Genomic DNA, 21,342 nt, shown 5'->3' with positions numbered 1-21,342 from the left:
CCCAAACTACCGCATTCTCTTTGGGCTGCTCCGAAAGCGGGCCGTCCGTGTCCGGCCACATTTCGGCCAATCACAAAGTGAGTCCTGGGCCACTCGGGCTAAATTGGTATGTCGAGCCAGTAATCAATCTCGTTCGTTGTTTTCGGGTTCGCCAGACCATACGAGATCGTACGAAGGATATGGGCTGGCCAACAATCCGCTAAACCATTGATTTTCCTTAGAAAGATCACACTCTTGCATAGTTCGGCCTGTGGTCTCATCCTAGTCGGATGAAGTCTGAGGAGAAAGCTTCCGGCAGCAGAGCGGACACCACTGAGCGACCGGTTTCGGCATTTCGAGAACGCAAAGTGGCGCGGAATGTTGCGAGCAAATCTTCGCAGCACGGCCGCCAAAGTGCGTGGTGAAGCAGCGGCCGCGCAACCAGGGGAGCCTGATTTGACCTTGCCTTCGTCTACCAACAAGCGTGCGCTGATCACAGGGGCGGGTGCTGCCGACGGCATTGGCTTTGCCATCGCGCGGCAGCTTGGCCTTGCCGGTCATGCCGTTTTCCTGAGCGGTGCCAGCGCGCGTGTACTCGATCGCGCCGCCGAGCTTTGCGCCGAAGACATCAATGCCAAAGCCGCGGTCGCCGATCTCACCATCGCAGTCGAAGTCGCGCGGCTGCGGGCGGATGTCGGCGCTGTCGACATCCTGGTCAACAATGCCGGCATGGGCTCGCTGGCATCGCCCTCGGCCGACCGGGCGTTTCTCGCCATGACGGAGGCCGACTGGGACCAAGGGATTGCCGTCAGCCTGAAGACCGCCTTCCTGGTCACCCGGGCGTTTTTGCCGGCGATGGTAAAGGCAGGCTATGGGCGTATCATCAATGTGGCGTCGGTCACCGGGCCATTGGTGGCTTTCGAAGGCACATCAGCCTATTCCGCCGCCAAAGCCGGCATGGTCGGCCTGACGCGCACGCTGGCGCTCGAAGTGGCAAAAAGCGGCATCACGGCCAATGCCGTAGCGCCCGGCTGGATCGAAACAGGTTCGTCGAGCGAGATGGAACGGCAAGCTGCCCTGCACACGCCACCGGCGCGGCCCGGGCGACCGGACGAGGTTGCCGCAGCGGTGATGTTCCTGGCATCGGAAGGCGCGAGCTACGTCAACGGCGCCCTGCTGGTGGTCGACGGCGGCAACAGCCTTCAGGAGCGCAAGGGCTGACTCTGAGACGACCGGTCGTTCACGATCGGGTCGGGTTTATGGAAAGCACTGGAAACGGCATCGCCAACGCATTCGCCGAGGCTGAAGCGACGGTCCACCAACTTCCTGACGGATGCGTCGATTCCTCAGCGGAGCTTCCGCCATCCACAAAGTTCAGACCAGCGAGCGCATCAGCGTTGCCTTTGCCGAAGCGAGATGCGCCTGGCAGGCCCGTCTGATGCGCTCGGGATCGCGGCTTTCGAGTGCATCGATATAGGCCAGATGCTCCAGAATCGCAGCTTGGTTGCGCTGCTGTTCATCATGCTTGTTCCACTGATAGTGGTAGTGAAAAATGAAGCTGATGATGTCGTAGAAATCGTCGATGAAGCGGTTCGGAGAAGCCTCGTTTATGAGCCGATGAAAGCGGTTGTCGAGGCCGGAGAAGTCGTGATAGCGGCTTTCAATCCGCTTTAGCAATTCGGTATGTGCGACCTTGAGCGCGGCGAGCTTATCCCACAGCGGAGACGTGTTGGGTTGCCGTGAAAAGAGATGCGCCGAGCGCAGCTCGAACATCACCCGGATCTCGAACAGCTCAAGAGCGAAATCCTCCGTGAAGCCCTTGAAAAGCCAGCCGGTGTTCGGCCTTTTCTCGAGCAGCCCAAATCGGCTGAACCGGATCAGGAACTCACGAATACCGTTGGTCGCGACACCGAACTGCCGGGCAAGTTCGAGCTCGTTGATACTGGTGCCAGGCCTGGTGTCACCCCGCAGCATCCACTCCATGAACTGCTGTTCGACATGGTTGGCCCGCGACGTGGTTTCGGCGTCGGGATAGTAGTCGCTATCCTCGACCGCGCGGCCTGCCGTCCGGACGCCGCCGCGCTCCGCGACGAGTTCGCGGTGGGCAAGTTCTCCCAGAACCTTTCGAACGGTCGTACGGCTCACTCCCATCCGCCGTCTCAGCTCATTTTCGGAGGGGAGCTCCCCGCTTAATTGTCCATCCCGCAGCATGGTGGCGGCGCGGTTGAAGGCCTTTTTGTACACAGTGTCGGTTCGCATCGGTTCTTCCTCGGAGCAACACCTTGTCCTTTCTAGCATGAACTTTATCCATAAAAAACAACTTGACCAAGTGATGGTGGTTGTTTTTTATCGATAAGAAGAAGCTGAAATACAGCAAAAGTTTTGACGGCGAGGGCTCGAACGAGCTTTCGGCGGGGAGGAGAACTTTGCCTGAATCGGGAAACACCGGCACCACTGCCGGCGAGGCCGCATTGCCGGAGTCCGGGAAGCAGGAAGCCGTTCCAGGCCTTGCGCTTGGGCTGGCCCTGCTGAGTGCTGGTCCGGTCGTCATCCTGGTGCTGCTGATCGTCTTGCTTAGCTTTCTGTCACCCTATTTCCTGACAGGGCGCAACCTCAGCAACATCCTCGCCCAGACCGCCGTTATCTCGGTTGTCGCAATGGGGCAGCATCTGGTCATCCTGACACGCGGGATCGATCTTTCCGTAGGCTCGAACGTTGCACTGGCTTCCGTCGTCGGCGCGCTCAGCTTTCACGCCGGTGCTCCCGCAGTCGCAGTGATCGCGGTGATGGTTGGCTGCGGGGCGGCGGTCGGCGCCATCAACGGGCTTTTCTATGTCTTCGGCCGGTTGCCGCATCCTTTTATCATCACGCTGGCGACATTGAGCATCGCCAAGGGCCTGGCACTCCAATTGGCCGATGGGCGCGCCATTCCTGGAATGCCGGAGGCCATCGATGCGCTGGGCCGCGAGGCGGTCTGGGGTCTGCCGGGTTCGGTCTTCGTCGTTGCCGGCGTTGCCGCGGTCCTTTTCGTCATGGCCAAGACGATGGTCTGGGGGCGCTGGATCTATGCCGTCGGCGGCCGACCTGACGCTGCCGTGCGCATGGGCATTCCCGTGTCATGGGTGCTGGTTTCGGTTTATGTGATCTCAGGGCTGTGCGCCGGCATCGGCGCGGTCATCCTCGCCGGCCGTACCGACGCCGGTTCGCCCTTGTTCGGCAATCTGCTGGAACTGGATACGATCGCGGCGGTGATCATCGGCGGTGCCAGTTTTCTCGGCGGCCGCGGCCATCTTGGCCATGCCTTGATCGGTGCCATCATGATCGGCGTCATCCGCAACGCGCTGAATCTGCTTAACGTCAACGTCTTCTTCCAGCTCATCGTCATCGGCGTGGTCATCGTCATAGCGGTCGAGTCCGACGTGCTGCGCAACTACCTCGAAGGGCGTGTGCGCGTCATGCAGGCCGGGAGGCAGTCATGAGTGCCGTTGCGGCCAGCGTCGATCATACAGCCTCTGCCGACCGTCCTGTGCTGGCGGTGCGAGGCGCGACCAAGCGTTTCGGCTCGGTCATGGCGCTGGACGATGTCAGCATCGAGGTCCGGCGCGGCGAGATCCTCGGGCTTCTCGGCGACAATGGCGCCGGCAAGTCGACGTTGACCAAATGCATCAGCGGGGTGCACCAACTCGATGCCGGCGCGATCCTTCTGGACGGTGCGCCGACGCAGGTACGCTCCCCCGCGGATGCGCGCTTCGCCGGCATCGAGACCGTCTACCAGGACCTGGCGCTGTTCGACAATCTGACGCCTGGACAGAACTTCTTTGCCGGTCGCGAACTGGCCTGGCCGCCATGGCTTCCGCGCGGCCTGCGATTTCTTCAACAGCGCAAGATGGATGCCGAGACCCGCGTTCTGCTGGCAAACCTTAAGGTCACCTTGCCGCGGCTCGACGCCGTCGTTGCCATGATGTCGGGCGGCCAAAGGCAAGCCATCGCAGTGGCGCGGTCGACCGTTTTTGCCCGCAAGGTTGTGATCCTCGACGAGCCGACCGCAGCACTTGGCCAGCGCGAATCACGCCAGGTGCTCAACCTCGTTGCTGCCCTGCGTGACCAGGGCAACGCAGTCATCCTCATCACCCACAATATGGAGCATGTCGTCGAGCTTGCCGATCGCGCCGTGGTGCTTCGCCAGGGCCGCAAGGTTGGTGAACTTGTTCCGACCAAGGACAACAAGCAGGAGCTGGTTTCCATGATCGTTGGAGCCTGATCCGTTCGAGATTTGGGGGCCGTTCCGGTCCGCAAATGCCTGAAGCGACTTCCGCCGGAAGACGCCTCAAATTCCAAGGGAGGAATGGAATGCCAATGAACCGAAAACTGTTCGCCGGGCTGGCGATCGCCATTGCGTTTGCGATGCCCGCTTCTGCCGCCGACAAGATCAAGGTCGGCCTGATTACGAAGTTCCCGGTGCCGTTCTACTCGACCATGGAGGACGCCGCCAAGAAATACGCGGCCGCCCATCCCGAGATCGAACTGGTCACCGGCCAGGGCCAGGCAGCAACCGACATTGAGGGTCAGATCGCTCTGATCGAGTCCATGATCACGCAAGGCGTCAAGGGTCTGGCGATCACTCCGGTCGATCCGACCGTTGCACCGGCGCTCGACAAGGCCGTCGCTGCAGGCATCAAGGTGGTTCTCGTCGACAACAGCATCCCAAACTGGAAGGGCCAGACCGCACTGGTCTCGACCAACAATCTCAACGGCGGCAAGATCGCCGGAGAGTACCTGAAGACCGTGCTCAAGAGCGGCGACAAGATCGGCATTCTGCAAGGCGTCCCAGGTGTGCCGGCGCTGGACGACCGGGTCACCGGGATGATGGAGGGCCTTGGCGACGTCAAGGTCGAGGTGGTTGGCAAGGGCGCAACCAATTGCACGCTCGAACTTGGAACGTCAGTGACCGAAGACATCCTGACCGCCAATCCCGACCTCAAGGCGATCTACTCGGCCTGCGGCCCGCCAATCCCGGGAGCCGTCAAATCGATCAGCAATGCGGGCATTGCCAACGACAAGATCATCCTGGTCGGCTTCGACGCCTGCTGCGGTGAGATCGAAGCCATCAAGTCGGGCGCGGAAGATGCCAGTGTTGCACAATTTCCGGCAAAGATGGGCGAGCTGGGCATCGACACTGTCGTCAAGGCGATCCGTGGGGAAGCTGTGGAGGCAAATGTGGATACCGGCGCCGGGCTCGTGACGCTGAAGAACGTCAAGGACTTCGAATAGGCACTCACACCTCGGCCCGGCGGCTACCCCAACCGCCGGGTCTTTTTTTGGAACATTTCAGGAAGATGCCCGAATGAAAGCGCTCGTATGCCGAAAGCCCGGCGAATTGATCTTCGAACATCGCCCGGCGCCGGGGCGGCCGGAAGCCGGATGGGCATTGATCAACATCAGCCATGTCGGCATCTGTGGCACCGACTACCATATCTTTGAAGGCAAGCACCCCTACCTGGCCTATCCGCGGATCATGGGGCATGAACTCTCCGGCACCGTGGAGGCGGTTGGTCAAGGCGTCGCCATCGAGGCCGGAGAACGGGTCGTCGTAAATCCCTATTTCGCCTGCGGCAAATGCATTGCGTGCCGTCACGACAAGCCCAATTGCTGCGTGTCGATAGAAGTGTTGGGCGTTCATCGCGACGGTGGCATGTGTGAACAATTGTTGGTGCCTGCCGGCAACCTTTACCCGGCTGCAGGACTCTCAGCCGTTGACGCGGCAGCCGTGGAATTTCTGGCGATCGGCGCCCACGCGGTGAGGCGCTCCAAGCTTGCTGCTGGCGTCCGTACGCTGGTCATCGGCGCTGGGCCGATTGGATTGGGTACGGCATTGTTTGCCCGTCTTGCAGGCCAGGCGGTGACGATCATGGACATGAGCAGAGAGCGGCTCGACTTCGCCGAACGCCAACTCGGTTTTCCTGTCATCGACAATGCATCGGCCTCGCCTGTCGAGCTGGTGCGGGAGCGAACCGATGGTGACGGTTTTGACCTCGTTTTCGACGCGAGCGGCAGCAAGGCCTCGATCCAAGCCGCATTCAGCTACGTGGCCCATGGCGGCGCCATGATATTGGTCAGCGTCATCAAGGACGAGGTTAGCTTCTCCGATCCCGAATTCCACAAGCGCGAAATGATTCTGATCGGCAGTCGCAACGCGACGCACGCCGACTTCCAGCACGTCATCGCCACGATCCACGCCGGAAAAATACCAATCGACCAACTCGTCACCCACCGCACCACCCTGCATGACAGCCCCCGGGATATCGCGATCTGGGCTCGGCAGAAATCCGGCCTGATCAAGGCCGTTATCGGCGTGGCGGAACTTGGCTGACTTAAAGCAAACGCGGATTGTCGGACCCGCAGCCGACGGATCATATTTGGACCGGCGGCCGATGCGTACCCTCACCAAGCGTCTAGAGAACGAGGAAGATCGTTGACCAACGAAATCGTCACGCCCATTTTCCAGTTTGGCACGAGCCGCTTTCTGCAGGCGCACGCAGCGCTCTTCGTGCACGAGGCGCTGTCGGCAGGCGATGCGGTCGGACCCATCACGGTGGTCGCGATCAGCGGCTCGGCGAGCGGCCGAGCCCGTTTGCAGGGGCTCGCCCGCGATGAGGGCTACCCGGTTGTCATCCGCGGGCTGAAGAAGGGCCACCGCGTCGAGCATGAAATCCGCGTGAAGAGCATACGGCGCGCGCTTGATGCCGAACTTGACTGGTCGCGGTTGACCACGCTGTTTGCGGAACAAGCGGAATTCGTTGTTTCGAACACGACGGAGGCGGGCCTCACCATTCCATCCGATCTCGTCGTCAACCTCACCCACGCCCGCGGCCCGGCGCCGGCGGGATATCCGGCAAAATTGCTCGTTCTGCTCGCGCACCGATTTGCGGTGTCGGCAAGGCCCGTCGTGGTGCTTCCAACCGAATTGGTTCCGCGCAATGGCGACACGCTGAAGGAAGCGTTGATCGCTTTGGCCAAGCGAAGCGGCGCCTCCGACGCCCTTTTGTCGTTCATCGCCGACGATTGCGTCTTTGCCAACTCGCTGGTCGACCGCATCGTCTCGTCGGCCATCGAGCCCGTCGGGGCAGTCGCGGAGCCATACGCGCTATGGGCGATTGAACAGCAAGCTGGGCTGAGGCTGCCTTGCCGTCACCCCGCGATCGCGCTTGTCGATGATCTCGACCGCATCGAGAGACTGAAGCTGCACATCTTGAACCTCGGTCACACGGTGCTCGCACAATACTGGATGGCCGATGGGCTGAGACCCAACCTGACGGTGCGCGAAATGCTGGAAGTCGATGGATATCGAAGCTTGCTGACGGAGATCTATGGTTCCGAGGTCGTTCCTGGCTTCAAGGCCCGGGGCCTGGAGCAGGAAGCGACAGCATACGTAGCGACCACGCTTGAGAGGTTCGACAACCCTTTTCTTGATCATCGTCTGAGCGACATCGCCGCTGGTCACCTGACCAAGGTTCAACGGCGTATCGGCGGCTTTCTTCAGTGGGTGCCGGAGGAGCGCCGTCGACAGTCGCCATCTCTCGAGAAGATTCTCTCGGCCGTCGACCAGAATGCCGATCGCCAAAACGTCGTCCCATAATTGCATCTGTGCTGTCGTATTGGCTCGGCTGGTTGTGCGATCAAGGGTATCGCAACAACCCAATGGATCTGGGGCGAGGCTAGGCGCCGCCCACAGATAGCAGCTTTCGCTGTTCGGATGGCAGTCAGTGCGGTCGATATGTGAGCGCCACGACACCATTGGCGAAGCGGTGCGTGCGGACGAGTTCCATGTTTATTTTGTCCGCATTGATGTCCGCAAAAGCGCGTTTGCCCTGACCGACCTTGGTAGGCAAGACTAAAAGGTCGTATTCATCGACGAGGTTGTTGTCCAACAGCGCTCTGTCCAGTTCCGTGATACCGTATTTCAGGATATGCCCGCCGGCCTGCCTCTTGAGCATGGCAAGTCCTTCGGCCACATCGCCCTTGATAAGCGATGCATTCCACCCGACCGCGTCGAGCGTCGTTGACGCCACCAGCTTCTTCAGCCCGTTGATTCGATCCATGTAGGCGCTTCCGGTCGCGTTAGGCCAAACCGGAGCGAAGTACTCATAGGCTTTGCGGCCGAGAAGGAAGAACTCGACATCGTCTAGCTTCCGAAGGGCAAACGCCCTGACCTCGTCGTCGAAAAACCGTGACGCCCAGGTCATCGGCGACTCGACGATGCCGTCGAGTGAGACGAAACTCGAAACCAGTAGTTTTCTCATGTCAGTCGCTCCTTGTGTTGGATGCCAAAACACGGGCGGGCCTATCAGCATCGCGCCGTTTAAATCTCTCCACCTGCCGTCGGCGAGGAATGCTCGATTGCGCCAACCATCGCCGGTCCCGCCGCCCTTTTTGCGAAACGGATTGGCTACGGCGCCTCAGCGCGCCGGTAGCGACCGGCGCATGAACGTCGCTGTGGCGAACATCGATCAGCCGGCGTCCCTGGCGCGTTGCGGCCCGATTCAGTTCAGGGATCGCATCCAGCCGGTCATGAAGTCCGCAGACAATATCGGAAAGAAATTGGCGCCTCAGCATGCACGGTCCCCTTTCGTTGTGGCGAGATGGAGGAGCGCAACGAGCGTGAAAATGCCGCCTGTCGCGACGAACGCCGTGCTGAACCCGACCGCTGTCGCAAGGCCGCCGAACGCAATTCCGCCGATACCGAGGCCCGCGTCATAAGCGCCGTTCCACAGTGCGCCTGCGCCATCCACCTGCGAGGGAGCCGCGCGGGCGAGCAGCTCGGCGAGAGTCGCGGTTTGCAGCACGCCGAAGGCTATCCCGCTCAAGAGCATGCCGCAGAGCACCTCTGCCTCGCCCGTGGCCGCCAGGCCGATTGCGGCGACGACACACGCGGCGAGGCCAGCGAGCATAGGCAAGCGCGTGCCGTGCCTGTCGACATGCCGTGCCGAAAGCCAGCGGGCAACGGTTGCGCCCAAACCTTGAAGCAGCAGGCCCAGCATGATCGTCCCGCTGGTCGCCTCCGGATGGGCGAGAGGAAGGAAGGTGACCGTTGCACCGACAAGGACCGCGCCGCAGCCGAGCGAGATTGCCGGCCCGATCGCCACGCCCAAAGGCGGAAGGCAATGGGCCTCGTGCGTTTCGATCTTCCGCTCGGAAGGAAGAACCGCGGTCGCGGCAATGGCGGCAAAGGCAAGCGCCGCCGCGCAGACGGCTGTCCCCGGTGCACCGAGATTCGTCAGCACCCAAGGGCCGAGGGGAACGGCCACGATCGCCGGAACCGCAGACGCGACCCCAGATATGCTCATGGCTTCGGCACGCCGCGACGGCGGTGCTATCTGAGCCGAGAGACCGGAGGCGGCGACGAGCAGCACGCCAAGTGCAAGCCCGCGACCTGCGCAATTGAGGAGCAGCAGCACGAGCGAAGCAGGAAAGGCCGTGAGGCAGCCTAGACCGAGCAAGCCGAGGGCGAGCGCAAGCGCGCTCCTACGACCGGCGCGGTTGATCACCTGTGGCGCGGCAATTTCGCCGACGATGGTGGCTGCCATCAAGGCGCCAGTTGCGGCGCCTGCGCCGCTGGTCCCTGCGACAGCCGACGCATGCGCGGGAATGGCCGACAGAAGCAGATAGAAGCTGCTCATTGCCGAAAGCATCACGCCTGCAATGCTCAGCATGGGAGCCGTCAAAATCGGCTCAGGAGCGGTTCGCGCCCGTGGTGCGGTAATTGCGGTTGTCGCCATGGTCTTGTCCTCACAGATGACGAGGCCCGGCTTACCGTGATACTGGTCTTGACGACATGGCCAGTTGTTGGGGAATTTAGTTGACCAGTTTGAACGCGGACATCGCTCTCAGCCTTGACCGCTCGATCAATGAGAGCCTCGGCAGTCAGCTCCGCCGCGGCCTGCTGACCCGAATTCGAACCGGGGCCTTGCGCCCGGGCGTCCTCCTTCCCTCGACCCGCGCGCTCGCCGCCCAACTGGGTGTCTCGCGCCCACTTGTGGTCGACGCCTATGCGCAACTCGCCGCCGAGGGATTCCTGACCCCGCGTCAGGGCGCACGGCCGATGGTCGCCGCCGGCTTGGCGAACGTCGCCGCCCCGGCCGAGCAGCGGTCCGCCGATGAGGTGATCCGCTACGATCTGCGGCCGGCCATGCCGGACGTAGGGCATTTCCCGCGCAAGGCCTGGCTGAGCGCCGTCAGGCAGGTGCTCCAGACCCTTCCGGCGAGCGATCTCGGCTATGGCGACCTTCGCGGGAGTTCGGTCCTCCGGGCTGCGCTCGCCGATTATCTCGGCCGCGTGCGCGGCCTCATCGCCGACCCCTCACGCATCTTCATCACCAGCGGCTTTGCCGAAGGGCGCGCCCTGGCCTGTGTTGTTCTGCATGCCGTCGGAGCGCGCAGCGTTGCGGTCGAGGATCCGGGTTACAGCGATTGGGTCGCGGTCGACAAGGCCGGGCTCCTCCGAGTCCCCGTGCCGGTGGACGAGGATGGGATCGACGTCGACCAGCTCATCGCGACCGGCGCCGATGGCGCGCTGGTTACCCCGTCGCACCAGTTTCCGGTTGGCGGCGTGCTCAGCGCGGTTCGGCGACAGCGCCTGGTGAAATGGCTTCATGAAACGGACCGCTACATTCTTGAAGACGATTATGATGCGGAGTTCCGCTACGATCAGGCGCCGGTCGGGGCACTACAGGGCCTCGCTGCCGATCGGGTCGTCTATGCAGGCACCGCAAGCAAGACACTGGCACCGGCGCTGCGCCTCGGCTGGCTCGTGGTTCCGCCGCAGCTGATCGCACCGATGAACCGCGAGCTGCGGCGCTGGAGCGAAGGACCTCCGCGCATCGATCAGGACGCACTTGCGCACCTTATGCTGTCAGGCGCCTATGATCGGCACTTGCGGAAGATGCGCCGTATCTACCGTGATCGCCGCAACAGTCTGCTGAGCTGCTTGAGGGACGAACTCCCGGACGTCGAGGTTGAGGGCGCGGCAGCGGGTCTCCACGTAACGGTGCGACTGCCCGCGACCATTGGTCGAGCCGGTGAAGCCGACATCGTCGCGCTTCTGCGAAAACGGGGCGTGGCGACCGAAGCGCTCGGACGATATTCTCAAACCGCGGCCGGGCCACGGCGCTTGTTCATCGGCTACGGCCGAATTCCCGACAGCGCGATTGCTTCCAGCGTCCGCTTGCTCGCGCAGACCATCCGTGACGTCTCGACCCAGTGAAGTCCGGTGATCGCGGTCGGTGCAACGTGCATTTCTGCCCCATACACGCTCAATTCTTCCAGTTTGAATTGAGCGCTATCGCGTAAGTCCATAAGTTGTAGGCGAAATGATTTTGGGGGCCTTTTCGTCAGTCCTGTCCGGCAAATGATGGCACTCGTCAGCTCATGACTCGCCGTTTTCTAGAGGCTTGGGAACGATGCTTGCGATAGGTGGCGACAACGACGTGCAGGCTGGTTCCGACCTGGGCCGCCCGGTCATATCCGCTCCTTGCAGATCCGACGGAGGCGTGCAATCGGTCAGATTGCGTCGCTCGCAAAGCAAAGACTTACCTCAGCGCCGGGCTCACTATGAGACCTGGATCAAACCTGCACGACGGGCCGCCTTCAAAAATGCCCGTCTTGCTTGTTGCGGAGCCCGCCATCCGTCCAAGGCGTCGCGGCAAGTGCGGCGGGCAGCTCGATAGCTTGGTCCTCTCGCCCATTCCGGCCATTGGTCATGAAGGCACTCAAGTGCTTCCCAACTGCTGGCAACCACCCGCTCCCTCGAGGGTCTCACGCGCAGTCTCACTGGTTCGGAAAATCGAATATCCCTCATAGCTTTGTGCGCTCCCGCAGACCGATTACATCGACTTGTTGTAGGGGCCTCTCGAAGCCGCTCCGAAAGCGCCAACTGCCTCGGCCGCGACGATGTCGCCTGCGGCCTGTACAAGCAAATCCATGCGGCGGGCGAAGGCAACAAATGTGCTGCGAGCGGTTTCGGCATCCACCTCGCCGGCGAGGGCTGCCCGACAGGCATTGAGCGCGACGCCATGAGCAGAGTTTCGCTTCGATGGCGGCCATTCATCCAACAGGACGAAGGCGTCTTTTACGCTTTGAATGTCGGTCGGAAACCCAAGACCCACCAGCACCCTCACGGGATGCTGAAATTGATTGTGTTCCATATTTTCCTCCGTTTCACGCGATTAGCTCAATCGATCGGAAGCCTTTCCCACGGCGCGTGCGCGATAGATTGCGGGCGTCGCGCCTTAGCCTGCCGAACTCCCGTTTCCAGGAGGATCTTTGCTGTCGGTAAGATTCCGCGCGGCCAGAAACATCACCGTGTATGCTGCTTTACGCCGGTCCCAACCCGCGGCCTCCGCTCTGTCGAGCAAGTCGACCAGTATCGGGTCAAGCGCAACCTTCAGGTCTGCTTCGTAGTTCAGATCGGTGGCCGCACGCGCCGGCGGCGGGATTACGTTCAAGTTCATCACGTTCATGGCTCTACCCATTTGTCAGGGAGTCCGGGCCCACCGGGCGCGGACACAGCCGTTGCCATCAGAAGTCCATGCCACCAGCCGGCATTGCCGGAACGGCGGGTTCCTTCTTCGGCTTCTCGGCAACCATCGCTTCCGTCGTTACTAGCAGGCCGGCAACCGATGCCGCATCCTGGAGTGCGGTTCGCACCACCTTCACCGGATCGATGACGCCCTCGTTGTAGAGGTCGCCGAACGCGTTGGTCTGTGCGTTCCAGCCCCAGCCGAACTCCGGTTTCTCACGCAACTTGCCGACGATGATCGAGCCTTCCGCGCCGGCGTTCTCAGCGATCTGGCGCACTGGCGCTTCAATCGCGCGGCGCACGATCTCGATACCATGCTTCTGGTCTTCATTCTCGGCCTGCACCCTGTCCAGTGCCTTGGCCGCACGCAGAAGCGCCACGCCGCCACCCGGCAACACGCCTTCCTCGACCGCAGCGCGCGTCGCATGCATGGCATCGTCGACACGGTCCTTGCGCTCCTTGACCTCGACCTCCGTCGAGCCGCCGACGCGGATGACGGCGACACCGCCGGCGAGCTTGGCCAGCCGCTCCTGCAGCTTTTCCCTGTCGTAGTCGGAGGTCGTTTCCTCGATTTGCGCCTTGATCTGGCTGACGCGACCCTGGATGTCGCTCCTCGAGCCGGCGCCGTCGACGATGGTGGTGTTCTCTTTCTCGATCACCACCTTCTTGGCGCGGCCGAGCATCTCCAGCGTGACGTTCTCCAGCTTGATGCCGAGATCCTCGCTGATGGCCGTGCCGCCGGTCAGAATGGCGATGTCTTCCAGCATCGCCTTGCGGCGGTCGCCGAAGCCGGGCGCCTTGACGGCGGCGACCTTCAGCCCACCTCGCAGCTTGTTGACGACCAGGGTGGCCAATGCCTCGCCCTCGACATCCTCGGCGATGATCAGCAGCGGTTTGGACGATTGAACGACGGCTTCCAGCACCGGAAGCAGCGCCTGCAGATTGGACAGCTTCTTCTCGTGGATCAGCACATAGGGCTCTTCGAGTTCGACGCGCATCTTGTCCTGATTGGTGATGAAGTACGGGCTGAGATAGCCGCGATCGAATTGCATGCCCTCTACGACTTCGAGTTCGGTCTCGGCGGTCTTGGCTTCCTCGACGGTGATGACGCCTTCGTTGCCGACCTTCTGCATCGCTTCGGCCAGGAAGCGGCCGATCTCGGCGTCGCCATTGGCCGAGATGGTGCCGACCTGGGCGATCTCGTCATTCCTGGTCACCTTGCGGGCGTTGGTCTTCAACTCCTGAACAATCGCTTCCACGGCTTTATCGATGCCGCGCTTCAGGTCCATCGGGTTCATCCCCGAGGCGACGGCCTTCGCACCTTCCTTGACGATCGCCTGGGCAAGCACCGTTGCAGTGGTGGTGCCGTCGCCGGCAAGGTCGCTGGTCTTCGAGGCGACCTCGCGCACCATCTGGGCGCCCATGTTCTCGAACTTGTCCTCGAGCTCGATCTCCTTGGCGACGGTGACGCCGTCCTTGGTGATGCGTGGAGCGCCGAACGACTTGTCGATGACGACGTTGCGGCCCTTGGGGCCGAGCGTCACCTTCACCGCATCGGCGAGGATGTTGACGCCGCGCAGCATGCGCTCACGGGCGTCGGAATGGAATTTCACTTCCTTGGCAGCCATTGGATCATTCCTTCAATAGGCAGCTTCATTGACTGGGTTGCTGTGGCGCTGAAGCATCGATCAGGCGGCTTTTTTGATCGTCGCGGCCCGGTCGATCACGCCCATCACATCGGTTTCCTTGATGATGAGCAGATCCTCGCCGTTGAGCTTGATCTCCGTGCCGGACCACTTGCCGAACAGGATGCGGTCGCCGATCTTGACGTCGAGCGGCGTGAGCTTGCCGCTCTCGTCGCGGGCGCCCGGGCCGATGGCAATCACCTCGCCCTCCTGCGGCTTCTCCTTGGCGGTATCGGGGATGATGACGCCGCCGGCCGTCTTCTCCTCGGCTTCGATGCGGCGGACCAGGACACGATCATGCAATGGACGGAACGTCATATCGTTCTCCTTCGGGACAAACAGATTTTTGAGGTTCCTCCACACCGGACCGGCAATATCGGGCCGGTGCGGGGCGCCACGACCCTTTTTCAGGCATCGCGCGGATATCGAGCTAGTTTTGGAATTTTCGAGTTTCAAGGGGTCGCTGGAAAAATTTTGGCACTCTGCATACAAGAGCGCTAGTGACATGAATTCATGCAGCTATTTTCGCTAGGACGCGCGACTTTCAGATCTTGAAATTCCGCAGGGACCCTACGAAATTTTTCGGCGCTGGAGTCCTGAAAAAGGGCTCGAGCGCAAAACCGATGCCAAGGAGATTTGTTAGGAAGTGGAGACTATCGATGGAACGAACTTTCCCGAAAAACATCCCCTCGATCGCCCCTGAGGCCTCTGATCCTTCGCTTGACCGCCTGCTGTTTCCGGCGCGGCACTTTAGTCACCCCAATGAGGTGGTGGGCGACCGCACGCTCGACACTCAGGAAAAGCGCGCCATTCTTGCCTCATGGGCTTCTGATGCTTGCGCCGTCGACTCCATGCCTGCGCTGCGAAAGCCACCGGGCGCTGCTAGCCCGGTGACGTTCGACGCCGTGATGGATGCACTTCGCCGACTGGACGACAGTCGCGCCGAGGTAGGCTGTGACCGCGAGGAATGGCAGGCTCGAGAACGCCCGCAAAGACTTAACGCCTGAACGCGCGACAGGAGAGACGCCCTTTGTTGTTGTCACGGTGCTTTGAAGAAGGTTCTGGCTGTCTGGTTGCCAACACCCCTTGAACCTAAAAGAGGTGTCTCCAATCTCTTTACTATGTCCGGCACTATGTCCGGCGGCGGCTTGGCGGATCTCAAGTCGAACTCTGCCCTGTTTGCTATGGTATTCGCCCAAGCTCGTCGACTTGCCGGAACTGAGATCCTTGCCACACGCAGGCGAGGCAGGATCGGTTGTCACGCAGTTTGAAGGGAGGTCACATGGAAGATGGAATGTTCAAACAGACGATCTTCGTACGAGACGATGGCTTCGCTCTCAGAAGGATCGCTTGTGTCATGGATGCGATAGAGTTTCTTGAGGAATGGCCCCTCGAAAGGCGCGGCCTGCTTCACGCAGCGGCGAGTGACACTTGCTACTCGGCATATGATGGTCGAAAGTCCGTCGATGCGGCACACAAGACATTCACGACTTGGGCACGCAGGGTCGGTGTCATTGAGGATATTCCCGTGGCGCCGCCTTGGATGACAGGGCCTAAGATTAGCGCTGCAGACCATCCTACAGAAATTGACGGTTGATTTCGCTTGCGGCGGCAGGTCGTACCGCCGCCGCATCGGTCGACGCGTCACTAGTGCCATGGGGAGGAGGAGTACTGGGTAGCCAAGGATGCGGCGACCAAGAAGAGTGAGGTGGTGACCAAAAAAACCGGACGGCACAAACTGACCGATGCCGGCAATAAGACGTATACAAGCAAGGCCAATGCCGACAAGGCATTGAAGGACCTGACTGCTTGCAAATGAACTGACAGGCTAGTGCAGGTCGCCCCTCCGCCTTCTCGTGGGCCGCCTACACGTCGGCCAGTAGTCGTCTTCGCAGTCTTTCAGGAACAAGGGCTCGAAGCTGGCAAGACACTTGCAGCGACGGCCTCGCGAACTGTCATGCCAACGACACGCCGTTGTCGGGCGAGGCCGCCCAAGTCCGCAAGCATCCTCGGACCTTAAACGGCGCGCTTGGAATCGCTGGAATAGCGTGGCGATCCATGCATCTCTGATCAACTACCGATGCCCGGATGCGCCTAGGCCGGATCTGCCACGTCGCCTTCGTCATCGGGCTCGATCAGGTCGATTAGCGCTGCCACCCGTGTTCCCGGCAGCGGTCGCCCCTGGCTCATCGGCGCCTCGTCACCAAAGGCCCAGGCCCACGCCTCTCTCAATTCCTCGAGCGAGGCACCGGACGCGATGATCTCCGCAATTGTCACGTCGTCTACAGGCCCGAGGACCGAGACAACGTCTTGGCGTGTCATGGTTATCCTTTTCCTTCCGGTCGAAATACCCCCGAAGCAGATGGGCATTCAATGGACGTCATTTGACCATCTCGCTATCTGCGAGTGCCGGGGCTAGTCGAGCCCCGGCACTCCTTCGCGACAGTCATTTGCTGCCATTGATCGCAATGCGCTTGGCGTTTGCCTGCGCCTTTGTGGTCTTTGGCAGTGTCACGGTGAGCACACCATTCTTGAACGCGGCCGCGACCTTGTCATCTTCAACCTCACGGCCCAGACTGAAGCGCCGCTCAAAGCGCCCATAATAGCGTTCGCTGAACTGGCGATCCTTGTCCTCGGTCTCTGCCTTCTTCTCGCCGCGAAGCGTCAGGACACCATCATCCAGCATGACCTCGATGTCATTCTCATCGAGGCCCGGGATTTCGGCCGTCACCCGGATTTCCTTATCGGTTTCCGAGAACTCCACGCTTGGCCAAGTCCCGTTGAGAGGGGGCACGCGGCCCAGAACCGAAGGTGTGTCAAAACCGCGGAACACCTCGTCGAATAGCCGGTTGACATTGCGGTGCAACGACAGGAACGGATCCATGTCGTCACCGCGATAAATGCTCGGTGCCTGGCTGCCGCCACGGCTCCAGGGAATCAAGTTCCGTACGCTCATTTGTCCTTCTCCTTTTCGTTTTATGGGTCGCACCCGGATCCCACCCACGACAGGACGGGGTGTCTTCTGCAGGCCGACCGCCAAAGATCAGGCCGCCGCGCTTTCAATGCGCTTGGAGGCCGCCTTTTTGTCGGTCTCGACATTAATCGCGATGCGGCGCGGCTTCATCTCCTCGGGAATTTCCTTCTTGAGGTCGATGATCAGCAGACCGTTTTCGAGTTTCGCCCCGACTATGGTTACATGGTCGGCCAGTTCGAATTGGCGCGCGAACGGCCTCAGCGCCAGGCCATGATGGAGGTACTGGACCTCCTCGTTCTCTGTCTTGGCGCCCTCGATCACCAGCATATTCGGCTGATGCGTGATCATAAGCTCGTTTTCACCGAAACCGGCCACCGCTAGGACAATTCGGTAGGTGTCTTCGCCGAGCTTGGCGATATCGTAAGGCGGCCAGTTGTCCGCATTCTGTGGCGAACTGGCGTTTTCGAGCAGGTTGAAGATGCGGTCAAAGCCGATGCTCGACCGATAGAAGGGGGAAAAGTCCACGTTCGTTCTCATAGCTACATCCTCCTTGGAGCAACATAGATACGAGGGAACGCCAAGAAGCCTGGCGCTCCCTGACACGTCGGCCCCTTGCACGGCGACCGACAAAGATGAGTTGGGAATCGATTTCCGCCGCGTCAAGAGCGACCGCCGCAATCACCGGCCAAATGACAACCAAACAGGCGCAGGCATTTGTGAGTTTTGCCAGGATAGCTGGGGTGCTGGCCAGCGGCTACTTCTGCAGTCTCGCGGCCGGCAACAGCAAGAAAAATCCCGATCTGGACGTTTCACAGATGTTGGGACCAGCCAAGCCGGTAAGCGTTCAACTCTTCCGCACATGCCAGGCCAGGTAAGCAATCGCGGCGCCAACACCAATCAATTCTATCCCCAACAGCAGTCCGATCAGCCATACGGCTGTCACCGGGATCCTGACCCACAGCGTCACGGAAAGAAGAATCCCGATCATCCCACTCCCCAGGACCCAGCCCCAGTTGGGGAAGGGGCGGATGGTGAGGGCGAAAACTACCTTCGCGATGCCCTCGATCATGAAGAAGACGATCAGCAGCAAGGTGATGGTCAGCAGTCCGTTTCCAGGATGGCGCAGAAAGAGAAGACCAATCAGCACAGCAAGGATGACGGAGATGAGTTGCAGCCAGAAATGAGGCACGTGGCCCGCGCCGATCAGGCTTATGCCTTGTAGGCCTCCGCTGACGATCAGCACCCAGCCGAGCAAGTTCACCACGGCAATCGACGAGATCATCGGAAAGGTCACTGCCAGAATTCCGGCTGCGACCAGCATCGCGCCCTCGACCAAATACCAAAGTGAGTACTGCCTGAGGGTCTGCCGCATCGCCTCGCGAAAGACGTCTGCTGCTGCATCCAACGAGATCGACCTGCCCTGCCTCCAAAAGCCGTCTGTGTCTACGACGGCCTCAAGCTGGGCCGCATGCGCTTTTGCGATTTTCAGGAGGGTTGTTGCCGTCTCCTGGGCTGTCCATCCGCGGGCTTGTGACGAAGCGACCAGTTCCTCGAATGCGGGCTCCAATGCGACCTCGCAGTTGACCTCCCGATCGGGGCTGTCCTCTGGCAGGATTGGGGGTTCAACCTTCTGGGACATGCAAATGAAGTGCATCGCGGACGAAAGGTTCCGACGCGCCTCGACGATTGATCATAATTCTGAAAATGCGGCCGGCTCATTCACCCGTGAGCGCCGCCCGCGGCGGCGAATGCCTTCCGACGCCGGAAGCGGCGTTTCGTTTACGGCGCGTCGCCCGCGCTGTTGCCAGGCCAAAGGACGACGCGAGAAGGCCGAGCTGGACTTCGCCTTCTACCCGCCGCCTGCGTTCGCCATCTCGTCCTTGAAGCTGACTTTCGTGCCTTTTTGCACCATGGAGGCGAGGTCCTCGGCATCCCAGTTGGTCAGCCTGATGCAGCCATGCGAGAAGGTCGCGCCGATCTTGCCCGGTTCGGGCGTGCCGTGAATACCGTAGCTCTCGATGGAGAGATCGATCCAGACCGATCCCACGGGATTGTTCGGTCCGGCCGCAATCGTGAACGGCCGCTTGGCTTTGACCCCCTTGAAAGCGAAGTGCGGATCGTAGTGATAGGTGGGATTGCGCACGACGCGCTTGACCTGCGCCTCGCCGCTCGGCGCCGGCTTCTCGGCGCTGCCGATGGATGCGGGAAAGACCGCGAGCCATTTACCGGAAGGATCAAGAACGCGCACCAGGCGTGCGCCCTTGTCGACCTCGATCCCGGCAATTGTGGCGGGAGGATCACCCCGGTCTACATCCGGAACCAGCAACTTAGTGCCGACCTTCCTGAAGCCGATGCCCGGATTGAGCCTCCTGAGCAATTGCTCACTTATGTGGAAGCGCTCGGCCAGCTTCTCCGTGACGTTGTGATAGGCGAGCCTCCGCAGGTGGGCCATCCTCTCCATGCGCGCCGGAATGCGCTTGGTAAAGGGTCCGCTTAGATCCTTGCGCGTCAGCTCGTAGCTCACCACAACCGGGTTGGTGGAGGTTGCCGTCAGCCTGTCCCAGGTCTCCAGCGTGAGCTTCCCATCGGAGGGCAATCCGTTCGCAGTCTGAAAGGCCCTGATGGCCTTTGCGACGTTCTCCGAGAAGCGGCCCTCGATCAAGCCTGGCGAGAAGCGGGCGCGATCCAAAAGTATCTGCGCTTTCAGGATAACCGGGCTGAAGCCTTTCGATCCTTCGGCTGAGAATTGCGCTTGATTGACAGTGGCGAGGTCCAGCTTGGCCGCCGCTGTCCCGCCGCAAGTGAGGGCAAGCGCCGCAGCCACGAGGAGAAGGAGCCTGACCATCGATGCACCCCGCCAGTACCTGTTTCCATGACGCAGCAAGGCCAAGTCGCCGGCCCCACTCCAGGACATGCTCCGCAAAACCCCGCAGGCCAGCGAGCGCCGCCTCGCCAGCTGGCAATTTTGCAGCCGAGGCGGCGTGGCGTCTTCGCTGACCTAGCGTCTGGCGCTCAACCGTGCACCATTATACTTCTCAGCCATGCAAGAACCTTGCTGCCTCCGAGCACCCTGCGCACTCTGCCGGCCGCCCAGTCGGCCCGCATCGTGGCACCGGCATGGCAACTGCAGACGATGTCGTGCAACTGCCAGTCGGACAGTTCGAAGAAGCGCTTGGCTTCGCCGTAAGTGTCCGATTTCAGGCCCGATGCACGCAGCAATGAATCATCGAAGGCAACCGTGATCGGCGACCCGGTTGCCCGTGCCTCTTCGCGGAGCCCGGAGTTAAGACGCTCGGTACCGGTGAGCGCGGTCAGGCAGCGCGACGGATTCATTTCGAGCAGTTCTGCCCACCGTTCGATCCGTTGCTTTCTGGTCATCGGCAGAGCCGGCGCCTTCGGATTGATGTCGGCGATCGACTGCAGTTCCTCAAGTGTCTGATGTTTCATGATTAGCTCCTGTTCTTAGCTTTCAGCGGCGTCCGCAGCCTGTCGTCTTCGACCTAGGGTCTTCAGCTCGACGTCTGAGAGCTCGCGGCTAAGAGATCATGGGCGCGAGCCGCTCGGGTTGCTCAAGCGACCTTCAGCCGACACCACACAGCGGTATAAGCGAAAGAACCGTTATCGATCTCTAATGTTCCAACGGCAGGGGCAGATTTCGTGCGGCCGGCCGCACAATGGGTCAAGCCGGGGCAGATCGACCGTGTGAAGCATAAGCGTGGGGACGAGGAGGCGCGCTACGCATCGCCTCAGACCTTCACGGAAGGCCAGGCAAAAACTCTGACAGCACAAAAAATAGTTTTCAGCGGTTCCTTCTGTTGGAGGAACCTAGGTGGCCAACATTCGATAATGGGGATGAACCAGGAGGCCCGGGTGATGCGCATCAGGTTCTGCAATGATGCCGGGCCTGTTCGTGGAACGGAACCGAAAACAACTCGGCGTAACGTGTAATCGAATTGAAACACACCGATGTGCCGGGTGACATGCGCGCGAAACGCTTTGGAGCGATGATCCAGCTTCACCAGCGAGCCGAGGAGCGCCGCCGATGGCACCCGACCAGATTAGACTGTCCGGGATGGTTTTCGCCAAGTCGTCCCGATGCGCGTGACGGCCGCCACACGGTTCCATGGTGG

23 protein-coding genes are annotated in these 21,342 nt (G+C 61.0%); 9 read left to right on the top strand and 14 right to left on the bottom strand.

All coding sequences use genetic code 11. The annotated features are described in order from the left end of the window. The first annotated feature begins 435 nt into the window (after nucleotides 1-435). Nucleotides 436-1,200, top strand: coding sequence for an SDR family NAD(P)-dependent oxidoreductase (locus tag FJV80_RS13785; RefSeq protein ID WP_246688964.1), 765 nt, complete (start codon nucleotides 436-438; stop codon nucleotides 1,198-1,200). Nucleotides 1,201-1,353: 153 nt separating this feature from the next. On the opposite strand, the gene FJV80_RS13780 is transcribed toward FJV80_RS13785, so the two are convergent. Further along, nucleotides 1,354-2,238, bottom strand: a complete 885-nt coding sequence (locus tag FJV80_RS13780) for a GntR family transcriptional regulator (RefSeq protein ID WP_095790405.1) — start codon at nucleotides 2,236-2,238, stop codon at nucleotides 1,354-1,356. Between the two features lie 167 nt (nucleotides 2,239-2,405). On the opposite strand from FJV80_RS13780, the gene FJV80_RS13775 reads away from it, so the two are divergent. From FJV80_RS13775 to FJV80_RS13755, 5 genes are all read left to right on the top strand, one after another. Continuing rightward, complete coding sequence (locus FJV80_RS13775; RefSeq protein ID WP_245318382.1) at nucleotides 2,406-3,458, top strand: ABC transporter permease; 1,053 nt, start codon at nucleotides 2,406-2,408, stop codon at nucleotides 3,456-3,458. After that, nucleotides 3,455-4,240 carry an ATP-binding cassette domain-containing protein gene (locus FJV80_RS13770; protein ID WP_142876652.1) on the top strand — a complete coding sequence of 262 codons (786 nt, stop codon included), beginning with the start codon at nucleotides 3,455-3,457 and terminating at the stop codon, nucleotides 4,238-4,240. Before FJV80_RS13775 ends, FJV80_RS13770 begins: the two co-directional genes overlap by 4 nt. Before the next feature lie 95 nt (nucleotides 4,241-4,335). Then, nucleotides 4,336-5,250 carry a sugar ABC transporter substrate-binding protein gene (locus tag FJV80_RS13765; protein ID WP_095793312.1) on the top strand — a complete coding sequence of 305 codons (915 nt, stop codon included), beginning with the start codon at nucleotides 4,336-4,338 and terminating at the stop codon, nucleotides 5,248-5,250. A gap of 73 nt (nucleotides 5,251-5,323) precedes the next feature. Continuing rightward, nucleotides 5,324-6,349 carry a zinc-binding alcohol dehydrogenase family protein gene (locus FJV80_RS13760; RefSeq protein WP_142876651.1) on the top strand — a complete coding sequence of 342 codons (1,026 nt, stop codon included), beginning with the start codon at nucleotides 5,324-5,326 and terminating at the stop codon, nucleotides 6,347-6,349. Nucleotides 6,350-6,451: 102 nt separating this feature from the next. Beyond that, nucleotides 6,452-7,615: a mannitol dehydrogenase family protein gene (locus FJV80_RS13755; RefSeq protein ID WP_246688963.1), complete on the top strand. Its 1,164-nt coding sequence runs from the start codon at nucleotides 6,452-6,454 to the stop codon at nucleotides 7,613-7,615. Nucleotides 7,616-7,739: 124 nt separating this feature from the next. On the opposite strand, the gene FJV80_RS13750 is transcribed toward FJV80_RS13755, so the two are convergent. Continuing rightward, entirely contained in the window at nucleotides 7,740-8,279 is a 540-nt protein-coding gene (locus FJV80_RS13750; protein WP_142876650.1) for a dihydrofolate reductase family protein, read from the bottom strand. A gap of 306 nt (nucleotides 8,280-8,585) precedes the next feature. Next, the gene (locus FJV80_RS13740) at nucleotides 8,586-9,755 is read right to left on the bottom strand and encodes an MFS transporter (RefSeq protein ID WP_142876648.1); all 1,170 of its coding nucleotides are present in this window, start codon (nucleotides 9,753-9,755) and stop codon (nucleotides 8,586-8,588) included. A gap of 80 nt (nucleotides 9,756-9,835) precedes the next feature. Between FJV80_RS13740 and FJV80_RS13735 the strand changes: the two genes are divergently transcribed. Continuing rightward, nucleotides 9,836-11,239, top strand: coding sequence for a PLP-dependent aminotransferase family protein (locus FJV80_RS13735; protein WP_142876647.1), 1,404 nt, complete (start codon nucleotides 9,836-9,838; stop codon nucleotides 11,237-11,239). Nucleotides 11,240-11,584: 345 nt separating this feature from the next. Here the strand turns inward: FJV80_RS13735 and FJV80_RS13730 are convergent, their stop codons facing one another. From FJV80_RS13730 to FJV80_RS13710, 5 genes are all read right to left on the bottom strand, one after another. After that, nucleotides 11,585-11,833 (bottom strand): DUF982 domain-containing protein, encoded by a 249-nt coding sequence (locus tag FJV80_RS13730; RefSeq protein ID WP_095790399.1) that lies wholly within the window; start codon nucleotides 11,831-11,833, stop codon nucleotides 11,585-11,587. 25 nt (nucleotides 11,834-11,858) lie between these two features. After that, entirely contained in the window at nucleotides 11,859-12,179 is a 321-nt protein-coding gene (locus FJV80_RS13725) for a DUF982 domain-containing protein (RefSeq protein WP_095775934.1), read from the bottom strand. Between the two features lie 84 nt (nucleotides 12,180-12,263). Then, nucleotides 12,264-12,494: a hypothetical protein gene (locus FJV80_RS13720; protein ID WP_142876646.1), complete on the bottom strand. Its 231-nt coding sequence runs from the start codon at nucleotides 12,492-12,494 to the stop codon at nucleotides 12,264-12,266. A gap of 58 nt (nucleotides 12,495-12,552) precedes the next feature. Then, a complete protein-coding gene (groL, locus tag FJV80_RS13715) occupies nucleotides 12,553-14,181 on the bottom strand; it encodes a chaperonin GroEL (protein ID WP_095790398.1) in 1,629 nt (542 codons plus the stop codon). 60 nt (nucleotides 14,182-14,241) lie between these two features. Next, on the bottom strand, nucleotides 14,242-14,556 hold the full coding sequence (locus FJV80_RS13710) for a co-chaperone GroES (protein ID WP_095775977.1): 315 nt from the start codon (nucleotides 14,554-14,556) through the stop codon (nucleotides 14,242-14,244). A gap of 341 nt (nucleotides 14,557-14,897) precedes the next feature. Between FJV80_RS13710 and FJV80_RS13705 the strand changes: the two genes are divergently transcribed. Together FJV80_RS13705 and FJV80_RS13700 are read left to right on the top strand one after the other, a co-directional pair. Further along, nucleotides 14,898-15,245, top strand: coding sequence for a hypothetical protein (locus FJV80_RS13705; protein ID WP_095775931.1), 348 nt, complete (start codon nucleotides 14,898-14,900; stop codon nucleotides 15,243-15,245). Nucleotides 15,246-15,520: 275 nt separating this feature from the next. After that, nucleotides 15,521-15,835, top strand: coding sequence for a DUF982 domain-containing protein (locus tag FJV80_RS13700; RefSeq protein WP_095775930.1), 315 nt, complete (start codon nucleotides 15,521-15,523; stop codon nucleotides 15,833-15,835). Nucleotides 15,836-16,332: 497 nt separating this feature from the next. Here FJV80_RS13700 and FJV80_RS13695 read toward each other — a convergent pair whose 3' ends face one another. The 6 genes from FJV80_RS13695 to FJV80_RS13670 all read right to left on the bottom strand — a co-directional run bounded on the left by FJV80_RS13695 (nucleotide 16,333) and on the right by FJV80_RS13670 (nucleotide 20,659). After that, nucleotides 16,333-16,566 carry a hypothetical protein gene (locus tag FJV80_RS13695; protein WP_179296579.1) on the bottom strand — a complete coding sequence of 78 codons (234 nt, stop codon included), beginning with the start codon at nucleotides 16,564-16,566 and terminating at the stop codon, nucleotides 16,333-16,335. 118 nt (nucleotides 16,567-16,684) lie between these two features. Next, the gene (locus tag FJV80_RS13690; protein WP_095775929.1) at nucleotides 16,685-17,194 is read right to left on the bottom strand and encodes an Hsp20/alpha crystallin family protein; all 510 of its coding nucleotides are present in this window, start codon (nucleotides 17,192-17,194) and stop codon (nucleotides 16,685-16,687) included. Nucleotides 17,195-17,281: 87 nt separating this feature from the next. Next, on the bottom strand, nucleotides 17,282-17,749 hold the full coding sequence (locus FJV80_RS13685) for an Hsp20 family protein (RefSeq protein ID WP_095775928.1): 468 nt from the start codon (nucleotides 17,747-17,749) through the stop codon (nucleotides 17,282-17,284). A gap of 307 nt (nucleotides 17,750-18,056) precedes the next feature. Next, on the bottom strand, nucleotides 18,057-18,851 hold the full coding sequence (locus FJV80_RS13680) for an HdeD family acid-resistance protein (protein ID WP_245318378.1): 795 nt from the start codon (nucleotides 18,849-18,851) through the stop codon (nucleotides 18,057-18,059). A 210-nt stretch (nucleotides 18,852-19,061) separates the two neighbouring features. Further along, nucleotides 19,062-20,102, bottom strand: a complete 1,041-nt coding sequence (locus tag FJV80_RS13675; RefSeq protein WP_246688962.1) for a L,D-transpeptidase — start codon at nucleotides 20,100-20,102, stop codon at nucleotides 19,062-19,064. 122 nt (nucleotides 20,103-20,224) lie between these two features. Then, complete coding sequence (locus FJV80_RS13670; protein ID WP_095789812.1) at nucleotides 20,225-20,659, bottom strand: hypothetical protein; 435 nt, start codon at nucleotides 20,657-20,659, stop codon at nucleotides 20,225-20,227. Nucleotides 20,660-21,342 lie beyond the last annotated feature (683 nt).

This window comes from Mesorhizobium sp. WSM4310, from assembly GCF_007003935.1.
GTDB lineage: Bacteria > Pseudomonadota > Alphaproteobacteria > Rhizobiales > Rhizobiaceae > Mesorhizobium.
Note: the sequence above shows the minus strand (reverse complement) of the source record. Positions and strands in the feature narration are given on the sequence as shown.

Excerpts from the sequence above, each read along its gene's own strand:
- FJV80_RS13725 (WP_095775934.1), bottom strand. The coding sequence starts at position 12,179 with ATGGAACACAATCAATTTCAGCATCCCGTGAGGGTGCTGGTGGGTCTT.
- FJV80_RS13750 (WP_142876650.1), bottom strand. The coding sequence starts at position 8,279 with ATGAGAAAACTACTGGTTTCGAGTTTCGTCTCACTCGACGGCATCGTC.
- FJV80_RS13710 (WP_095775977.1), bottom strand. The coding sequence starts at position 14,556 with ATGACGTTCCGTCCATTGCATGATCGTGTCCTGGTCCGCCGCATCGAA.
- FJV80_RS13740 (WP_142876648.1), bottom strand. The coding sequence starts at position 9,755 with ATGGCGACAACCGCAATTACCGCACCACGGGCGCGAACCGCTCCTGAG.
- FJV80_RS13690 (WP_095775929.1), bottom strand. The coding sequence starts at position 17,194 with ATGAGCGTACGGAACTTGATTCCCTGGAGCCGTGGCGGCAGCCAGGCA.
- FJV80_RS13765 (WP_095793312.1), top strand. The coding sequence starts at position 4,336 with ATGAACCGAAAACTGTTCGCCGGGCTGGCGATCGCCATTGCGTTTGCG.
- FJV80_RS13730 (WP_095790399.1), bottom strand. The coding sequence starts at position 11,833 with ATGAGGGATATTCGATTTTCCGAACCAGTGAGACTGCGCGTGAGACCC.
- FJV80_RS13760 (WP_142876651.1), top strand. The coding sequence starts at position 5,324 with ATGAAAGCGCTCGTATGCCGAAAGCCCGGCGAATTGATCTTCGAACAT.
- FJV80_RS13700 (WP_095775930.1), top strand. The coding sequence starts at position 15,521 with ATGGAAGATGGAATGTTCAAACAGACGATCTTCGTACGAGACGATGGC.
- FJV80_RS13685 (WP_095775928.1), bottom strand. The coding sequence starts at position 17,749 with ATGAGAACGAACGTGGACTTTTCCCCCTTCTATCGGTCGAGCATCGGC.
- FJV80_RS13670 (WP_095789812.1), bottom strand. The coding sequence starts at position 20,659 with ATGAAACATCAGACACTTGAGGAACTGCAGTCGATCGCCGACATCAAT.
- groL (WP_095790398.1), bottom strand. The coding sequence starts at position 14,181 with ATGGCTGCCAAGGAAGTGAAATTCCATTCCGACGCCCGTGAGCGCATG.
- FJV80_RS13680 (WP_245318378.1), bottom strand. The coding sequence starts at position 18,851 with ATGTCCCAGAAGGTTGAACCCCCAATCCTGCCAGAGGACAGCCCCGAT.
- FJV80_RS13705 (WP_095775931.1), top strand. The coding sequence starts at position 14,898 with ATGGAACGAACTTTCCCGAAAAACATCCCCTCGATCGCCCCTGAGGCC.
- FJV80_RS13780 (WP_095790405.1), bottom strand. The coding sequence starts at position 2,238 with ATGCGAACCGACACTGTGTACAAAAAGGCCTTCAACCGCGCCGCCACC.
- FJV80_RS13770 (WP_142876652.1), top strand. The coding sequence starts at position 3,455 with ATGAGTGCCGTTGCGGCCAGCGTCGATCATACAGCCTCTGCCGACCGT.
- FJV80_RS13720 (WP_142876646.1), bottom strand. The coding sequence starts at position 12,494 with ATGAACGTGATGAACTTGAACGTAATCCCGCCGCCGGCGCGTGCGGCC.